Below are 15,812 nucleotides of genomic sequence, written 5' to 3'. Positions count from 1 at the left end.
CGCCTGAATCCCTTGCTTTTCATTATTTCGCTACCCTTTGGGCACTTCCGGAAGTAAAGCTGCAGGAATGATGCTCCTTCGGGGAGTGCCATACGCTGCCATCTTTGTAGGTCACGCTGTCCAGTGTGAGATGGTCAAAGCCAACGATATTTCTCAGTAGCGGAATATCGGCTTCCGACCCGATCTCATCGGTCGCCGGAGTAAAGGTAAGCGGCATCTGTATTTCGGTTGCATCCAGTGCATACCGGTTTGGCTTCACTTTGAGGTAGCCGGTTAGGGCCATGGCGGCTATTTGTTTGCCACCTGGGTTTGAAAAAGACAGGTGCAGATTGGCCTTGGACTTCTCTTGTGCGCTAGTTGCGGCGGGCATGTACTCCGCCGGCCGATCCAGTTTTGCAGCGGTAAAGACAATCGGGCATTTCTGGCTGGCCGAGGTCAGAACCATCAAATCCTTTTGTTGGATATGGAAGTGCTTGATTTGCTCGGGCGTTGTTGGCTGGACCGAAGTTGAGGTGTCCGAGGAAGTCTGTGCCAATACGCCTATGGAAGCTAAAAGAAATACCAGAGAAGAAAGAGATCTCATCGGCGCTCTCCTCCGAAGAGAAGCGTAGCACTACTTCCGGCCGGTAGCATAAGGGAGTATGACCACAACTCGATTCAAAGGCCGTACACTGGAAAAGGCATGATCTTCGTCCTCGATAACTACGACTCGTTTACATACAACCTGGTGCAATACATGGGTGAATTGGGCGCCAAGATGTCTGTTCACCGTAACGACGAGCTGACGGTGGAAGAGGTTGAAGCTCTGAAGCCTGAACGCATTGTGATCTCTCCAGGTCCCTGTACCCCTCAAGAGGCTGGTATCAGCATTCCTCTAATTCAACACTTTGCAGGTAAGGTGCCCATTTTGGGGGTCTGTTTAGGCCATCAGTCCATCGGGGCTGCGTTTGGGGGCAAGGTGATTCGCGCTCCTCAGCTGATGCATGGCAAAACCAGCGAAGTGGAGCACGATGGAAAGACCATCTTTCAAGGGATTGCAAGTCCAATGACCTGTACCCGCTACCATTCCTTGATCGTTTCCGAGGAGGGGCTGCCGGAAGAATTGGAAATTTCAGCTCACACCGGGGACATCATCATGGGCCTGCGCCATCGGAAGTACCCCATCGAGGGCGTACAGTTTCACCCGGAAAGTGTGCTGACCTCGGACGGTAAGCGTCTGATTAAGAATTTCTTGGAGCTATAGCTTCGTGAGTTGCAAGTCACTCCTCTTGCTCGCCCTCTGCACCGCTACTGCGGTTTACGCGCAGACCCCCATCGCCTATGTTCCTGTAGATGGAGCGAAGATCAATGGCGCGTTGGAAGTGGCCAACGGCAGAGCATCCATTGGAGCGAGCGGAACCATTACTGCTGGGGAAAAGGCCGTGAAGATTACCCTTCCTAACCGGGGGGACATTCAACTCTGCTCTACTTCAGTGGTTCATCTGGCGACGGACAAATCTGTTGATGCCAATGGGGCAGGCTTGCTTTTGGGTCTGGATCGGGGCGCTCTCGAAGCCCATTTGTCTGCGGGAAAATACTCTGACGTGGTAATGACCCCGGACTTTCGCATTCTAGTTTCCGGACCGGGAAAGGCCGATTTACGCCTTCGGATTAACGCTAAAGGTGATACCTGCATTGAAAATAAAGGAGATAATGCGCCATACGTTACCGTGAGCAGCCCCTTTGAGGAGGGGGCGTACAGAGTTCAGGCGAATCAGCGAGTTCTCTTCGAGCATGGCAGCTTGCGTGATGTTGTGGACCGGGAGAAGGAATCTTGCGGGTGCCCCCCATCGGCGCCTCCCGGGGAAAATTCTTTTCCTGTAGCTGTCAGTACGGGTCTAACGGCGCCTCCGGTTGCTTCAGCTCCTGCCACTACCCCGGGAGAGACGCAGACAAAGGTTACGGCCCAGCTTTCTTACGATGGCCAGACGGGGAAGAGCAGCTCTGTGGATGCTCCGGAATCTGCTCCGGCTACCAGTGCGGCTGCCACTGAAAGCGCAGCACCTGCTCCCCAACCGAAAAAAGAAACTGCCGGAGGCGGTTTTTTCCATCGGATCGGGCACTTTTTCAGTCATATGTTCGGCAAGTGAGCGGGGTTTCTATTCGGGCAACATCTCGCCCGGACGGCATTCTGCGTTAAAATGCCTTTTTGGGAGTGGGTGTCCCGAACCCTCGTCCTTTGGCATCGAGCTGAGCCAGAATCCAGCCAAATATCCAGCGACCAAAGTAAGGAGCTTTCAAGTTTATGGCGATTCCCGCCACACAAATGCGCCCAGGCATGATCATCAAGCATAACGACCAGCTACATGCTGTTTTCAGTGTTGAGCATCGTACCCCTGGCAATCTGCGCGCCTTCATCCAAGCTAAGCTGCGCAACCTGCGTACCGGTGCAATGTTCGAGCACCGTTTCCGTTCTGCCGATGCTATTGATCGTGTCATCGTGGACGAAGTCGCCATGGATTTTCTCTACAACGACGGCGATGACTACTACTTCATGAATCCGGAAAACTACGAGCAGACTCCGCTAAAGCGCGATACGCTGGGCGATGCCGTTGAGTACCTGATCCCGAATCTTCAGATCAAGGTTTCGTTCTTTGACGGCGTTGCGGTCGGTATCGAATTGCCTCAGACCGTCGAGCTGACCGTCGTTGAGACCGAACCCGGACTGAAGTCTGCAACAGCCTCCTCCGTTACCAAGCCGGCCAAGCTTGAGACCGGTCTGGTGGTTCAGGTTCCTCCTTTCATTAACGAGGGCGAGAAGATCCGTGTGGATACCGCCGAAGGTGCCTATCTCTCTCGTGCATAAAATCTTCTTTGGTGGACGGCGTAGCTTCGGCTGCGCCGTTTTGCTTTTCGGATGATTTCTCAGGTCGCTTGCGTCGTTTAGCTCCATCTGCAACACTGACATCGACTCGCCCGTTTCCATTGTCGATGTTCTCCGGGTAGGTGAATCTGGACACAGTTGGAACCCGAAAGGACCAACGATGACGATTCACACCTGGCTGGGAGTAACGACTGCGCGACGGGATAAAACATTATGGTCCGTCATTATTTGGTTAAGGGGCGTGTGCAGGGGGTTGGATTCCGCTGGTTCGTACACCGCGAAGCCGCAGAAATCGGTTTGTGCGGATGGGTACGGAATACGGAGGATGGCGATGTTGAGGTCGTTGCCTCGGGAACGCCGGAGGAGCTAGCCGAACTTCGCACCGTTTTGCATCGCGGGTCACGTGGCAGCCGTGTCGACTCAGTTATTGAACATGAGTTGATGGAGAAGGAAGCCGAAGGCCTGGGGCCGTTCACGATTGAAGGAGCTTGGTAAGTACATGCAGAAATTGATTGATTGCGAACCTCTAAAAACTTTGGTTCGTACCGTGCCGGATTTTCCCAAGCCTGGGATCCTTTTTTATGACATCACCACTCTTTTAAAAGATAAGCGCGGCTTTGCCCAGATGGTGGATGCACTGGCTGCCCACTACATTGCTGACGATGTCGATCTGGTGCTTGGTATTGAGGCTCGCGGCTTCATCTTTGGACCAGCGTTGGCCTATCGTCTGAATGCCGGATTTGTGCCAGTCCGCAAGCCTCGCAAACTGCCCGCCAAGACAGCTCGAGTTACGTATGACCTGGAATACGGCACTGATTCGCTGGAGATTCACGTGGACGCAATCGAACCAGGACAACGCGTGGTGATTGTCGATGATCTTCTGGCAACGGGTGGCACAATGGAGGCCACTGTGAAGCTGGTACGCCAGTTGGGCGGCCATATTGTAGGGCTGGGCTTTGCCGTTGAGCTGGATTTTCTGAAAGGCCGTGAGCGCTTCCCGGATTTGGATGTCTTTAGTCTGCTGCACTACGAAGAGTAAAAAGCTAAAGAGCGATTAGCGAAAGATTCGTTAGCGGAAGAAGTTTCATCCTGAAAGTAGGTGATTGCGCGACTGCGAAATAGAGATTCACTCTGTTCGTAGTCGCGCATTTTCGGTTTCCTGGTTGAGAATCGCAATCAAGCTATAGCTGAGCTGTTTTTACGCTGCTTTTGCTTCCACATTGATAGAGGCGGCGATCTTGTTTAGTTTTTGGTCGGCAGCCTTTTCTTCCTGAAGGGTTTGTTCTAGCAGACGAACAGCTTCTTTCTCGCCCAAAAGTTCTGCATAGGTGCGTACTGTTCCGTAGCCGGAGATTTCATAGTGCTCAACGCGTTGAGCGGCAGAAATGATGCCGGCGTCGATTACCTCAGGCTCTCCTGAGGCTTTGACGATTTGTTCGCCCTCTTTGATCAAGCCTTTCATCCCCTCACAGGTTTTACCCTCTGCCTCTTCTTCCAAGGCTTCAAAGATCTGATCCAGCCGTTCGATCTGTTGCTGGGTTTCCTTTAGATGTGATTCGAGTGCCTGTTTCAGTTGCTTACTTTCCGCAGCTTTGATGAGCTTTGGAATAGCCTGGGTGATCTGGTTTTCTGCTGAATATAAGTCCTGCAATTCTTCAACAAATAATTCGCGCAGTGTGTCCATCTTCATTGGCAATATCCTCCGTGTAGAAAAATTTCTCGTAGCAGCAACAATCCGGTACTGCCTTTTTGTGCTTTCGGTTACAGTTGCGTGGGAAATGTCTCAGGTGTTTTGGCCCTGTGCCAAAAGCTTCGATGCGCGCCCATTTACGGGGTTGGCCCTTAGGAAAAGCTGCGCGGAAAAGCAGAAGGGGCAAGCCTGTGAGCCTGCCCCTTCTTTAGAATCTGCTATATCGATACGTTTCAGGCGATTATGGGAAGTGTGGGCAGAGCCGTGGTGTGACCTGCTTCTCCGAGTACAACTTCCAGGTGCTCCAGTACTTCTTCGACGCTCATCGTGTACATTTCCCGACTGGCATCGAAGCCTGATTCGATAGATTGTTTGAGATAGTGCCCTGCAGTTTGTGCAGCCAAGGCGTCAGTGATGGCGTAACTGGTTTTCCGTTTATGTTCGACCCAGGCCTGAAGGGGCATAGCAATCCACATGGGGCGTCCATTGACGTCAAACCTGATGTCTACCGCGTCTGCATGTCGTGTGGCAACAGCTACTATATTGGCCTTCCAGCGGCAATGCAGGTCCTCTCCAGTCCATCGGTCTGTTACGTGGAAATCCTCGTACATAGATACCAGCCTAATGGTTGATTTCCCTTCAATGCAAGCGGTTATGGCGAAGACGATGGGATAAAAGAAAAGTCTTGGCACCCAAGCAAATCTTTGGCTCTGTCTGGCGTCAAATATTCGTCACGCTGCTGGAAAGACATAGTTCAAAAATGCGTTGTGCAGAAGGAGTTGGCCAAAGTGTCCCAATCCCCGGAAATGGCTCGTAAATTTGAGGAAAAACTGCGAATTCTGAAGAATCAACTTGAATCGGTAATGCTCGCGGCGGTGGAACAAGGCCGTGAAATCGGCGCCCCGGAAGAAACAAAAGATCCGGTTGATCGTGCCGTTCACGCCTACCAGAAAGAGATGCTCTATACACAGGGCACCAATGGGGCTTCTCAATTAATTCTGGTTCATCAGGCAATCGAACGAATTCATGAGGGGACCTATGGAGAGTGCGTTCGGTGCGAGCGGGAGATCGGCCTTAAGCGTTTGGAGGCTTTACCTTGGACGCCGTATTGCATTGAGTGTCAGGAAAAGATCGAGCGTGGCGAGATTTCCAGTCCATTAAGAGCCGCATAGCTGTTGCCTGCTCGATTTTTGTTCGAGCATTGAGCCTTCAATTACCCACAACCCTTCTGATTTCCTCTCTTCCACTTGTGGGTAATTGAAAGGGTTTTCTAAAGATCGGCAACAGAATTTCATTGCCAGAGGGATATGTTGGTTTGTGGGTCGGTGATATTCCCCGGCTTTCTATTGGCGTTTCATGACAAATGACTGTACTTTTTATCGAAAGGAGTACTGTTCTGAAACGCCATGAGCGCAAATAAATCCCAGGGATTCGCTACTCTCGCAGTTCACGCGGGGCAATCGCCCGATCCTGTAACTGGTGCAGTAAACGTTCCGATTTATGCCAGTTCCACCTATGCTCAATCCGGAATCGGTGAGCATAAGGGTTACGAATATTCCCGAGTATCCAATCCCACTCGAGATGCCCTGGAGAAGAGCTTGAGTGCGTTGGAGGGTGGAAGCTCCGCTCAGGTCTTTGCCAGTGGCATGGCCGCAATCGCGGCACTGGTTGCCATGATGAAGACAGGCGATCATGTGCTCTGCGGTAAATACGTGTATGGCGGAACCTCGCGTTTCTTTAACCAGGTGGTGTCGAACTATGGAATCGAGTTCTCTTATGTCGACACCAGCAACCTCGAAGAGGTGCGTGCGGCAATTCGGCCTAATACCCGGCTTTTGCATCTGGAGAGCCCGACCAATCCTCTACTACAGCTTACTGACATACGTGCTGTGGCAGATATCTGCCATGAACATGGAGTGGAGCTTTGTGTAGATAACACCTTCCTCTCTCCTTATTTCCAGCGCCCGCTTGAGCTTGGCGCAGATATCGTGATGCATTCGACGACGAAGTTTTTGAATGGTCACTCCGACGGATTGGGCGGTGTATTGATAGGCAGCAAACCGGAGCATCGTGACCGCTTTGCTTTTGTACAGAAGTGTATTGGAGCCATTCTTTCGCCCTTCGAGTGCTATCTGATTTTGCGTGGAGTGAAGACTCTGGCTGTTCGCATGCGCCAGCACGATAGCAATGGCCGCGCGCTTGCTGCATATCTGGCGAAGCATCCAAAGGTAAGTAAAGTTCTTTATCCCGGACTTCCTGAGCATCCGCAGCACGAGCTTGCCAAACGGCAGCAGACAGGATTTGGTTCTCTCTTGTCCTTCGATGTGGGGAGTTCGGAGCGTGCCCATGCCTTTGTAAAAGCGCTTCGCTTATGTACTCCCGGCGAATCTCTTGGCGGGGTGGAAACCTTGATCTCGCATCCGGCTACGACTACTTATTCTGCTTTGAGCCCGGAAGGACGCGCAAAGATCGGGATTACCGATGGCTTGCTTCGTCTCTCGGTTGGAATCGAAGACCCTCAAGACTTGATTGCAGATCTCGAGCAGGCGTTTGAAAACAGCTTATAACCAGGATGTGATGTTCCCGCATATTCCCAAGGCCAGAGTTCGTCCGGTCGATTAAAGTCATACCCTGATACCCGTCTTGTAGACACCGCCAAATGTAGAAGGGCCTAGCCGAAGCTGGCCCCTTCCCTCCCTTGCTTCTTAATTAGTAGTACCAGCTAGTAAATCCACAGTCAGGTGGACGGTACCGATACATCTCTGGCCAAAATTCAACTTTAATATGATTGACATCTATATCTGTCAGATATATCTTTCAGATGTTTTGATTCCCAAGAGAACTGCTTATGTGATTCTCGGAATGCTTTCCATCGAACCCAACAAATCGGGTTACGACATTCGTAAAGCTATAGAAGGCAGCGTTGGAAGTTTTTGGGGCGAGAGCTATGGCCAGATCTATCCGACTTTGCAGCGATTAGCAGCCGAAGGATTGATTCGACCGAGCCCATCAGTGTCGAAAGCAAAGCGTCGGCAGGAGTATATGTTAACGGCTAAGGGTCGATCTTGTTTGCGAGAATGGCTTGCCCAACCATTCCACAACGACCCGCCTCGCAACGAGTTTCTCCTGAAGTTATTCTTCGGGGGTGAAGCCGATCCTGAAGTTTCGATTCGACATGTCGAGGAAGTTCAAAGAAAGAACCGGCAGATGCTGAATACTCTGCTTGGAATTGAAAAGATAGCCAATAAGAGTCCCTCTCAAAGTCCTTCTCGTCCCTATTGGATGCTCACTCTCAAACTGGGAATTGCCCTTACCCAGACCGCATTGGACTGGGGCGAAACAACTTTAGTTGAGCTTGCATCCATGAAGGCCCTCAGCGGAAAGGATTCTAAGTCAGCAAAGGGGCTTCCTATCCTCAACCAACCTATTCAAGGCACGTCCAAATCTTTGGGCCCAGCCAAAATCCCGCGAAGAAAGAATACGCAGAAAGGCGGCCACTAGGATGTACACCAACGTTCGCTCCAGCCGATTATCACAGCTTACAGCGTGGGTTATCGCTTGTACCTTCATTCTGGGGTGGTTCATTCCAGCAGTGGGGCTATTCACTGCTCCAATCAGTGGCACATGGTTCGCAGGAACTCAAAAACCTCTGCGAGGTTTCTGCTGGATGATGATTTTCTCCCTTCCAGGTGTGCTGTTCACTAATCGAACCGCGACGCTCATCGGGCACGATTCATTTCCTAGCCACCTACTGCTTGTAATTACTTGTATTTGCAGCATCCTGCCCTTTACTTTTCATCGACTGACAAGCCGGCATCTGCCGGGGATTGTGTCTACATTCCCACTGCCTCTTGCTGGAATGGCAATGTCTCTACTCGAGTGGAAAACGAAGTTTAGCCCAAGCTTCTCAGGTAAGGGTTCGGAGTTTGTATTCTATTGGCTTGCAGCTGTGATTGTTTGGATGTGGAACCGGGAAGAACCGGTACTTAAGACTTGTGCTGTGTTTGCTGTGTCACTAGTGGCAGCGGTCTTCTACCACTTACATAGCACAAGGGCCGAAGCCCATCCTTTAGCTCCGGTATTTGGATGGATCTGCATCGGCGGTGTCCTTGTTTTTGCGGGTTGGGCCCTGGCTAGCGCAAGAGTCTCTCAATCCTGGGCACAGAAATCCAGAGCCCTCGCCAAGCTACGGAGCCCCTATAGTGGTAGCCCTTTGCAGGTGTTCTCACAACATGGGCGAGAAATATTGGTCAGTGCAGCGGGAGAGCAATTCCCCATTCAAGGTGGAATCCCTGTTTTTCTCCGATCTCATGAACTTGTTGGCGACAACCGCAAATATCGGCGTCTTTATGAGGCCATTGGCGGTTTCTACGACGACATACAACGTGTCTTCGCCGCATTAAGAGGTTGGGATCGAAACGCCTATTTCCGAAGCTATATAGACTTACTTGAAGTCAATCCAGGAGATTCCGTTCTGGAGACATCAGTCGGGACAGGTCTCAATTTCAAGTATCTTCCGCGCGACGTCGCCTTATCAGGACTCGACCTCTCTGCTGAAATGCTGGTTAATTGCAAGGAAAACCTGCGCCGCTGGAAGTTGAAGGCCGACCTCTATATGGGGAATGCAGAGATTCTGCCTTTCGTGGACAATAGCTTCGATGTTGTATTCCATGTGGGTGGCATTAATTTCTTTAATGATCGTGCCCAAGCCATCCGTGAGATGATTCGCGTTGCTAAACCAGGCAGCCTTTTATTGATTGCTGATGAAACAGAAAAGCATGTTAAGGACGTATATGAGAAGATGCCGGGCGGCCTGTATAAAGATCGTAAAGAGCCCGTCGAAGCGCCGATTAGTCTGATACCTCCAGAAATGGAGGAGACTGAGCTTAAGATTTTAAGAGACGGCCAATTCTACGCCCTCACTTTCCGCAAACCAATTTGCGATCGGCTCCAAAATAATGACCAAACGATAAAAGCATCTTCCATCTTGTCGACAAATTAATGACTCAGGACACTAGAACGATTCCACAAGGAATATATTCGTGGACACTTGAAGGATGCGTAGTGCCAGATCTTGGGTGTGGCCCCGGACAGGATATTTACTTGGCATCAAGTTAGTGCATTGCCCCTGAAGAGGAGTTTCGTCTAGGCCGTTTCATGAGGTAAGGGATAGGAATCAGGAGAGCTGTTAAGACGACCAAAACCCACGCCGTATCTACGTAGGCTAGCGTTCGGGCCTGGATGTGCAGCATGTTATAAATTTGCGCACTAGCGTGATACGCCGCATCGGTATGGGAGAGTCCGCTCTTTTCAAATGCTCCCGTTAAGGCTCCACTGAGATGGTCGTAAGCCGGCATTCCCGGTCCGGAGTGAGCTCCGAGATATGTTTCGTGAGCTTGTGCTCTGCGGGTTAGCAGTGTTGTGACAAATGAAATTCCGAAGCTGCCGCCCAGGTTGCGAGAGAGTGCCGACATACCACTTACTTCATTATTACGATTTTGTGGAATGTCTGCGTAACAGAGGACATTGATGGGCACAAAGAGAAAGGGTAACCCGATGGCGATGATGGCTCGCCAGCTGATGGCGGTGCCAAAGCTGATTCCGAGGTTTAATTGAGTGATTCGCATCAACCCTAAGGTTGTGACCAGGAATCCGCAAGAGACAATCAGTCTCTGGTCGAATTTGGGTGCAATGAAACCCGCTACAGGAAAGAGCAGCATAAGAACGAGGCCGCCGATAGAGATGGCCATTCCTGCGCGTTCTGCCGTATACCCCATCAACTCTTGCAGATATTGCGGGATGAGCACCGTGACCGAATAGAGTGATGCGCCAATCATCAGCATCACCAATTGAGTCATAGCAAAGTTACGATTTTTGAATAGTCCTAAATCTACGATTGGATGGTTGACCGACACTTCCCGCCAGAGGAAAAACACAAAGCCGAGGATGGTTGTTACAAAACAGGCGACGATAAATCGGGAGCTAAACCAGTCGTCCTCCTGCCCTTTGTCCAACATGATTTGTAACGCGCCGACGGCAAGAACCAGCAATCCCAATCCCCAGTAATCGACACCTTCCCGCTGTTTCTTGCGTGCTTCGACATACGGCGGATCCTCCACCAGTCGGGTAGTCAGCAAAATCGAGAGAATGCCAACCGGGATATTAAGGAAGAAAATCCATCGCCAGCTGTAGTTGTCGGTGATCCATCCTCCAATCGTCGGCCCTATAGCCGGAGCGAGGACTACGGCCATTCCATAGACGGAGAACGCCATGGCCCGCTTGGCAGGAGGGAAGGTGTCTGCCAGAATCGCTTGTTCGCTGGGTTGGAGTCCTCCGCCTGCGGCTCCCTGAAGGACTCGCAGACAGACCAGAAAGCCGAGAGATGGGGCAAGACCGCAGAGCAGGGAACTGAGAGTAAAGAGCGCAACGCAGATCATGTAAAAGCGCTTACGTCCGATGCGGTTTGAAATCCAGCCGCTGATCGGCAGCACTACCGCATTCGCAACCAGATAGCTGGTCAGAACCCATGTTCCTTCGTCACGGCTGGCAGAAAGATTTCCCGCAATATGCGGCATTGCGACGTTGGCAATCGAGGAGTCTAGTGCCTCCATGAAGGTTGCCAGGGTAACGGTAATCGCAATCGCCCAAGGATTTGCCTTTGGCCGCCAGGTTTGATGGAAAGAAGCGGTCGCGTCTTTCAGGGTACTCGGCGTGGCCGTGGTCGTGCTCAACGGGAAAGCTTCCTCCGGGGGCGTTATTCTAGTGCTGGATGTGGTGCCTGCTGAGGCCCTCCCTCATGATCTACCAATTGGACCGATAGGCAAAGATTCATGAGTGTTTTTCCAGCGTTCCCGTGAAAGACTTCAAATGATTTTTTTGATTATTGATACCTGCAGCAACACCGGTTCCGTAGCAATTGCTAAAGGCGAACCCGACAATATGCGCATTCTCTCCCTCCAGGAATTGGCCGGAAAGACCTTTTCCTTGTATCTGGTCTCAAAAATTGAGGAGAGCTATGCCCAGGCAGGGATATCTCTGGCAGCGTTGGATGCTATCGCCGTGGTGCACGGGCCTGGAAGCTTTACCGGAATCAGGATTGGCGTCAGTACGGCCAAAGCTCTCGCAGAAGTAGGAAAGAAGCCTCTCATCGCGGTTTCGCGCCTGGAGGTCCTGGCACGTCTGGCAGGGACCTCTGTCTCGGTCCTTGATGCTGGCAGGGGCGAGGTATACCTCCGTCGCTCCGATTCTGCTGCTCAGGAATCACTGCTGACTAGAGAGGGATTGCGTGAGGCTACGGCAGGAGCGGAGAAGGTCGGAATCTGTGAGGAGCCGTTGGCCGCCTTCTTGCCTGAAGCCTGCTCTGTTCTCGTTTCCCAACCCTCTGCTGCCGATGCTGTGCCTCTGGTTGTGGAACGATTCCGGGCTGGAGCTTTTGAAGACGTAGTTTCTCTGGATGGGAATTATCTGCGGCGGTCCGATGCCGAGATTTTCTCTAAGCCAAAGCTCGATGCTGCCTTAAAGCAATGAACGCCTTTATTGTTCGCAAGATGGCCGAAAGGGATATTCCCGAGGTTCTTGCAATAGAACAATCTCTTGCAACAGCTCCTCACTGGAAAAGGCAGGACTATGAATTGTGCCTTGCCGTCGGGGAAGACCGTCTTTCGAGGATAGCCCTTGTCTTGGAGTGGGGAGGCAGTGTAGTCGGCTTCTCTGTTGCTGTTCCTCTGGCAGGAGAGGCTGAGCTGGAGTCCATATGTGTTTCGGCGCAGATCCAACGGCAAGGAGCCGGAGTTCAATTGCTTGCAGCCGTACTCGAGGAGCTGCGGGTTTTAGGAATTGAGTGTGTTTTTCTGGAAGTACGCCCCTCAAATGTAGCGGCAATCGCTCTTTATCGGCGATTTGGCTTCGTTTTGGTGGGAAGGCGGCCCAATTACTACTCTTCACCCTGTGAAGACGCTCTCCATATGCGTTGCGAGCTCTAAGGGCAACTCAGGTTTTCATCTGTATTCCACTGGCTGGATGTCTTGCTGCAGTCAGCCTTTAAGTTACCCTGTTTCTCCGGTCTGTTTTGGGAAGATCTTTTCTCGTTCTGAGTACCAAAGTTCGCCTAAATTCTTCATCTTTTAGGGCCCTCCGCCGATGTGCGGGAACAGAGCCGGTTGCAGTGGAAATCTATTAGATTTTTTGCGTTGCAACTGGCCCTCCCAAAGAGTAGTTTGGATCGTCCTAGAGACAGGAGGTGTCCTATATGGATGAAGTAAAGAACCAGGTGCTGGGCGACGATTTGCGGCGGCTGGAAGAGGAACACCGTCACTACGCTCAGCAGCTTGAAGCGCTCTTGCAAAAACCCTATCCATCTGACGAGGACAAGCTGGAAGAAGTACGCCTGAAGAAGTTGAAGCTGCGATTGAAAGATCAAATCACTGCATTGCAGCGTGAGCACCCAGTCATGGTTGCTTAGCAGAAACCTTTAAAACACTGTGTGTTACAGACACACAAGAAGATAGCTGAGAAGTAGGGGAAGCCCAGAGTCCGGGTATATCGCCCAGGGGGAAGGATAGCTCTATATAATTGAGAGCTAGGTCTTCTGAAATGGTGCGAGACGGATACTTCTACGGGCTTGGACTGCTAGCTGTTGCAGTGTTGGTCTATGTTTTCACTGCGGCATGGGGGTGGACTATTCCTCCCCTACTTCTGGCTGCTTTCTTCCTGTGGTTCTTTCGCGATCCGGAACGATTGATTCCGGAAGGAGAGGGGCTTGTTGTCTCTCCAGCCGACGGCTTGGTAACAGAGGTGGTCAGAATCGAGACTCCCACTGGTCCGAGGCAGCGAATCAGTATTTTTCTCAGTGTTTTCGATGTTCATGTCAATCGTGCTCCTGTTTCTGGCGTGTTGAGCGATGTCCTTTATCAAAAGGGACTCTACTTGAACGCCATGAATCCTGACTCTGCCGTAAAGAATGAACAAAAAGCTGTGACGATTCGTGGCGAAAACACTGAAGTCACCTTCAAGCTCATAGCCGGTCTCCTTGCCCGACGGATTGTTTTTCCGCTCAAGGCGGGGGATGCTGTGACGAGAGGTCAGCGGGTAGGGCTGATCAAGTTTGGCTCGCGAGTAGATGTTCTTCTTCCCGGATCGGCTGTTGTAGCCGTCGAAAAGGGCCAGCGAGTTCGTGGCGGTTCATCAATTTTGGCTCAGACAGTCGTAGGAGGGCAGCTTTGATTCGTAAAGAGCGCCGCCATCGTACTCGGCGGGGAATGTACATCTTGCCTAGCCTCTTTACTTCAGGCAATATCGCTGCCGGCTATTATGCCATCACGCAAACCTTGCAGGGGACGGCTCAGGCGCAGCATCATTTCGACTATGCGGCATTGGCGATTGGCTTTGCCATTCCCTTTGACGCACTGGATGGCCGTATTGCTCGTATGACGCATACGACCAGTGAGTTTGGCCGTGAGCTGGACTCTTTGGCGGATGTGATTACCTTCGGAGTTGCTCCCAGTTTGTTGGCCTTTACTTGGGGCTTCCGTATGCTGCCGGACACCATCGACCCGATGTTCCGCCAGAAGCTGATTCAGGCCGGAGCCTTTGTTTGCTTCCTGTTTTTGCTGTGTGGGGCCAGCCGGTTGGCCCGCTTCAACATCAGCACGAACCCTGTGCCTAAAAATCCCGGGCGTCCAGACCGGAAGTACTTTGTCGGCATGCCGATTCCAGCAGCAGCGGGGCTAATTGCCGCTGTGGTGCACTTCTTTGGAGGAGTTCCAGTATTCAATTGGTGGCTGGCCATCATGTGGATGTGCCTGGTTGGACTGGTAGGCTTCCTGATGGTTAGTACCTGGAGATTTTGGAGCGGTAAAGAGATCAATTTTGCCAATCGACATCCTTTCCAGCTCATGGTTCTGCTGGGCATATTTGTCTATGCATTGGTAGCCTGGTCTCAGGTATTATTGTTTGCTTTTGCATTCATCTATATGTTTTCAGGAATATTTGCTCGTGCTGCGTATTCCTGGTCGCGGGCTAGACGTTCTGAAGCTCATGGAGCACCACTTCCCAGTTCTCACACATAAATCATCTGATGCCTGCTACGTACAAGATTGCTATCGTTGGTGCCGCTTCATTGTGCGGCAAAGAAATTAATGAAGTACTGGGTGAATCGGCTTTTGCGGCTTCCAGCTTTTTGCTGATGGACGACGAAGAATCGCTAGGCCAGCTGGAATCTGTCGCGGATGAAGTTACTTTTATCCAGAAGATAGATCCTGCCTCCTTTGCCCATGTAGACTTTACCTTCTTCACCGGAACCCCCGAGGTCACGCAAAAGCACTGGAATAGTGCTCTTGCCGCTGGATCCAGTATCTTGGACCTCTCCGGCGCATTGGAGCATGAGTCTGGTGTTTTGGTCCGGGCCCCCTGGGTAGGCGATGAGATGCTCTCTTCCGCGCTGCCCGAGTCCCCCGATCTAAAGACACCGGCGATTGTTCCCGCTCATCCTGCCGCATTGGCTTTGGCTCTGATCATGCTTCGGCTAAAGGCCCTGACCGCAATCGCAACCGCTTCGGCTACTGTGCTGGAACCCGCTTCGGAGTTCGGCCGGGCCGCTATGGACGAATTGCATCAGCAGACGGTGAGTTTGTTGAGCTTCCAGAGCTTGCCGCGGAGTGTGTACGACATTCAGGTTGCCTTTAATGCCACACCTGTATTCGGAGAATCGGCAAAGATCAACCTTTCGGAGATGGAAGGTCGTATCCGGCGGCATTACGCCATGCTTTCAGGCGGAAGATTGCCCCAGTTAGCGATCCAACTGATCCATGTACCTGTCTTTCATGGTCATGGCATGTCTCTCGCTATCGATTTCGAAAAGCCGGTTACGGTGGAACAGATTGAGACGGCGCTCGGTGGCGAGCATATCAGCGTGGCTCTTCTGGATGCAGATGCTCCTAGCAATCTGAATACGGCAGGGCAGGGAGACATCCAGGTCCGCATCCGTGCCGAAGGTACCGGACAGGTGCGTCAATGCTGGATATGGGCTGCTTTTGACAATCTCAAGCTTGCTGCCCTCAATGCTGTTGCTTGCGCCCAGGAGTTGAGACGCCTTCGTCCCCAGGGGAAGGTTCAGTAGCGCAGAGGAAGCTCCCCGCTTCCTCTGTACTTTCCAATCAATGATTCTCGCGAGGCTGTGGCGGGATCTTTCTCCGGAACGATCTCGTTCAGTCGAATGTCAGATCAGTGGCATCCGTATCTTTTAAGCCGTGAAAGCTACAA

Annotated in this window: 19 protein-coding genes; 15 read left to right on the top strand and 4 right to left on the bottom strand. The window is 51.7% G+C overall.

All coding sequences use genetic code 11. The features are described from left to right. Positions 1 to 22: 22 nt before the first annotated feature. Positions 23 to 583, bottom strand: coding sequence for a hypothetical protein (locus AC6I7T_RS10185; protein WP_497793273.1), 561 nt, complete (start codon positions 581 to 583; stop codon positions 23 to 25). A gap of 99 nt (positions 584 to 682) precedes the next feature. Between AC6I7T_RS10185 and AC6I7T_RS10180 the strand changes: the two genes are divergently transcribed. The 5 genes from AC6I7T_RS10180 to AC6I7T_RS10160 all read left to right on the top strand — a co-directional run bounded on the left by AC6I7T_RS10180 (position 683) and on the right by AC6I7T_RS10160 (position 3,902). After that, complete coding sequence (locus AC6I7T_RS10180) at positions 683 to 1,243, top strand: anthranilate synthase component II (protein ID WP_497793272.1); 561 nt, start codon at positions 683 to 685, stop codon at positions 1,241 to 1,243. A 4-nt stretch (positions 1,244 to 1,247) separates the two neighbouring features. Beyond that, positions 1,248 to 2,129 (top strand): nuclease, encoded by an 882-nt coding sequence (locus AC6I7T_RS10175; RefSeq protein WP_497793271.1) that lies wholly within the window; start codon positions 1,248 to 1,250, stop codon positions 2,127 to 2,129. 155 nt (positions 2,130 to 2,284) lie between these two features. Then, positions 2,285 to 2,845 (top strand): elongation factor P, encoded by a 561-nt coding sequence (gene efp / locus AC6I7T_RS10170; RefSeq protein ID WP_497793270.1) that lies wholly within the window; start codon positions 2,285 to 2,287, stop codon positions 2,843 to 2,845. Positions 2,846 to 3,076: 231 nt separating this feature from the next. Then, positions 3,077 to 3,358: an acylphosphatase gene (locus AC6I7T_RS10165; RefSeq protein WP_497793269.1), complete on the top strand. Its 282-nt coding sequence runs from the start codon at positions 3,077 to 3,079 to the stop codon at positions 3,356 to 3,358. 4 nt (positions 3,359 to 3,362) lie between these two features. Further along, positions 3,363 to 3,902 (top strand): adenine phosphoribosyltransferase, encoded by a 540-nt coding sequence (locus tag AC6I7T_RS10160; protein ID WP_497793268.1) that lies wholly within the window; start codon positions 3,363 to 3,365, stop codon positions 3,900 to 3,902. 159 nt (positions 3,903 to 4,061) lie between these two features. On the opposite strand, the gene AC6I7T_RS10155 is transcribed toward AC6I7T_RS10160, so the two are convergent. Together AC6I7T_RS10155 and AC6I7T_RS10150 are read right to left on the bottom strand one after the other, a co-directional pair. Further along, on the bottom strand, positions 4,062 to 4,553 hold the full coding sequence (locus AC6I7T_RS10155; RefSeq protein WP_497793267.1) for a YciE/YciF ferroxidase family protein: 492 nt from the start codon (positions 4,551 to 4,553) through the stop codon (positions 4,062 to 4,064). Positions 4,554 to 4,786: 233 nt separating this feature from the next. Continuing rightward, entirely contained in the window at positions 4,787 to 5,245 is a 459-nt protein-coding gene (locus AC6I7T_RS10150) for a hypothetical protein (protein ID WP_497793266.1), read from the bottom strand. 96 nt (positions 5,246 to 5,341) lie between these two features. Between AC6I7T_RS10150 and AC6I7T_RS10145 the strand changes: the two genes are divergently transcribed. The 4 genes from AC6I7T_RS10145 to AC6I7T_RS10130 all read left to right on the top strand — a co-directional run bounded on the left by AC6I7T_RS10145 (position 5,342) and on the right by AC6I7T_RS10130 (position 9,555). Next, positions 5,342 to 5,725, top strand: a complete 384-nt coding sequence (locus tag AC6I7T_RS10145; protein ID WP_497793265.1) for a TraR/DksA family transcriptional regulator — start codon at positions 5,342 to 5,344, stop codon at positions 5,723 to 5,725. A gap of 234 nt (positions 5,726 to 5,959) precedes the next feature. Further along, entirely contained in the window at positions 5,960 to 7,120 is a 1,161-nt protein-coding gene (locus AC6I7T_RS10140; protein WP_497793264.1) for a trans-sulfuration enzyme family protein, read from the top strand. 217 nt (positions 7,121 to 7,337) lie between these two features. Continuing rightward, complete coding sequence (locus AC6I7T_RS10135) at positions 7,338 to 8,054, top strand: PadR family transcriptional regulator (protein WP_497793263.1); 717 nt, start codon at positions 7,338 to 7,340, stop codon at positions 8,052 to 8,054. A 169-nt stretch (positions 8,055 to 8,223) separates the two neighbouring features. Then, positions 8,224 to 9,555, top strand: a complete 1,332-nt coding sequence (locus AC6I7T_RS10130) for a methyltransferase domain-containing protein (protein ID WP_497793262.1) — start codon at positions 8,224 to 8,226, stop codon at positions 9,553 to 9,555. A gap of 112 nt (positions 9,556 to 9,667) precedes the next feature. Here AC6I7T_RS10130 and AC6I7T_RS10125 read toward each other — a convergent pair whose 3' ends face one another. After that, positions 9,668 to 11,284 carry a DHA2 family efflux MFS transporter permease subunit gene (locus AC6I7T_RS10125; protein WP_497793261.1) on the bottom strand — a complete coding sequence of 539 codons (1,617 nt, stop codon included), beginning with the start codon at positions 11,282 to 11,284 and terminating at the stop codon, positions 9,668 to 9,670. Between the two features lie 136 nt (positions 11,285 to 11,420). On the opposite strand from AC6I7T_RS10125, the gene tsaB reads away from it, so the two are divergent. From tsaB to AC6I7T_RS10095, 6 genes are all read left to right on the top strand, one after another. Then, complete coding sequence (tsaB, locus tag AC6I7T_RS10120) at positions 11,421 to 12,080, top strand: tRNA (adenosine(37)-N6)-threonylcarbamoyltransferase complex dimerization subunit type 1 TsaB (protein ID WP_497793260.1); 660 nt, start codon at positions 11,421 to 11,423, stop codon at positions 12,078 to 12,080. After that, positions 12,077 to 12,535 carry a ribosomal protein S18-alanine N-acetyltransferase gene (gene rimI, locus AC6I7T_RS10115; protein ID WP_497793259.1) on the top strand — a complete coding sequence of 153 codons (459 nt, stop codon included), beginning with the start codon at positions 12,077 to 12,079 and terminating at the stop codon, positions 12,533 to 12,535. Before tsaB ends, rimI begins: the two co-directional genes overlap by 4 nt. A 266-nt stretch (positions 12,536 to 12,801) precedes the next feature. Then, the gene (locus AC6I7T_RS10110) at positions 12,802 to 13,014 is read left to right on the top strand and encodes a DUF465 domain-containing protein (RefSeq protein WP_497793258.1); all 213 of its coding nucleotides are present in this window, start codon (positions 12,802 to 12,804) and stop codon (positions 13,012 to 13,014) included. Positions 13,015 to 13,145: 131 nt separating this feature from the next. Next, positions 13,146 to 13,775: a phosphatidylserine decarboxylase gene (locus tag AC6I7T_RS10105; protein WP_497793257.1), complete on the top strand. Its 630-nt coding sequence runs from the start codon at positions 13,146 to 13,148 to the stop codon at positions 13,773 to 13,775. Further along, positions 13,772 to 14,620: a CDP-diacylglycerol--serine O-phosphatidyltransferase gene (gene pssA / locus AC6I7T_RS10100; protein ID WP_497793256.1), complete on the top strand. Its 849-nt coding sequence runs from the start codon at positions 13,772 to 13,774 to the stop codon at positions 14,618 to 14,620. Before AC6I7T_RS10105 ends, pssA begins: the two co-directional genes overlap by 4 nt. Positions 14,621 to 14,628: 8 nt before the next feature. After that, positions 14,629 to 15,669, top strand: a complete 1,041-nt coding sequence (locus AC6I7T_RS10095; protein ID WP_497793255.1) for an Asd/ArgC dimerization domain-containing protein — start codon at positions 14,629 to 14,631, stop codon at positions 15,667 to 15,669. The last annotated feature ends 143 nt before the right edge of the window (positions 15,670 to 15,812 follow it).

This window comes from Humiphilus diazotrophicus (genome assembly GCF_059726315.1).
The sequence above is the reverse complement of the archived record's forward strand: the minus strand, read 5'-3'. Positions and strand labels throughout refer to the sequence as shown.

What these genes read in the sequence shown, in the direction of transcription:
- AC6I7T_RS10185 (WP_497793273.1), bottom strand. Translation starts at nt 583, where the DNA reads ATGAGATCTCTTTCTTCTCTGGTATTTCTTTTAGCTTCCATAGGCGTA.
- AC6I7T_RS10180 (WP_497793272.1), top strand. Translation starts at nt 683, where the DNA reads ATGATCTTCGTCCTCGATAACTACGACTCGTTTACATACAACCTGGTG.
- efp (WP_497793270.1), top strand. Translation starts at nt 2,285, where the DNA reads ATGGCGATTCCCGCCACACAAATGCGCCCAGGCATGATCATCAAGCAT.
- AC6I7T_RS10165 (WP_497793269.1), top strand. Translation starts at nt 3,077, where the DNA reads ATGGTCCGTCATTATTTGGTTAAGGGGCGTGTGCAGGGGGTTGGATTC.
- AC6I7T_RS10160 (WP_497793268.1), top strand. Translation starts at nt 3,363, where the DNA reads ATGCAGAAATTGATTGATTGCGAACCTCTAAAAACTTTGGTTCGTACC.
- AC6I7T_RS10155 (WP_497793267.1), bottom strand. Translation starts at nt 4,553, where the DNA reads ATGAAGATGGACACACTGCGCGAATTATTTGTTGAAGAATTGCAGGAC.
- AC6I7T_RS10140 (WP_497793264.1), top strand. Translation starts at nt 5,960, where the DNA reads ATGAGCGCAAATAAATCCCAGGGATTCGCTACTCTCGCAGTTCACGCG.
- AC6I7T_RS10135 (WP_497793263.1), top strand. Translation starts at nt 7,338, where the DNA reads ATGATTGACATCTATATCTGTCAGATATATCTTTCAGATGTTTTGATT.
- AC6I7T_RS10130 (WP_497793262.1), top strand. Translation starts at nt 8,224, where the DNA reads ATGATTTTCTCCCTTCCAGGTGTGCTGTTCACTAATCGAACCGCGACG.
- tsaB (WP_497793260.1), top strand. Translation starts at nt 11,421, where the DNA reads ATGATTTTTTTGATTATTGATACCTGCAGCAACACCGGTTCCGTAGCA.
- rimI (WP_497793259.1), top strand. Translation starts at nt 12,077, where the DNA reads ATGAACGCCTTTATTGTTCGCAAGATGGCCGAAAGGGATATTCCCGAG.
- AC6I7T_RS10110 (WP_497793258.1), top strand. Translation starts at nt 12,802, where the DNA reads ATGGATGAAGTAAAGAACCAGGTGCTGGGCGACGATTTGCGGCGGCTG.
- AC6I7T_RS10105 (WP_497793257.1), top strand. Translation starts at nt 13,146, where the DNA reads ATGGTGCGAGACGGATACTTCTACGGGCTTGGACTGCTAGCTGTTGCA.
- AC6I7T_RS10095 (WP_497793255.1), top strand. Translation starts at nt 14,629, where the DNA reads ATGCCTGCTACGTACAAGATTGCTATCGTTGGTGCCGCTTCATTGTGC.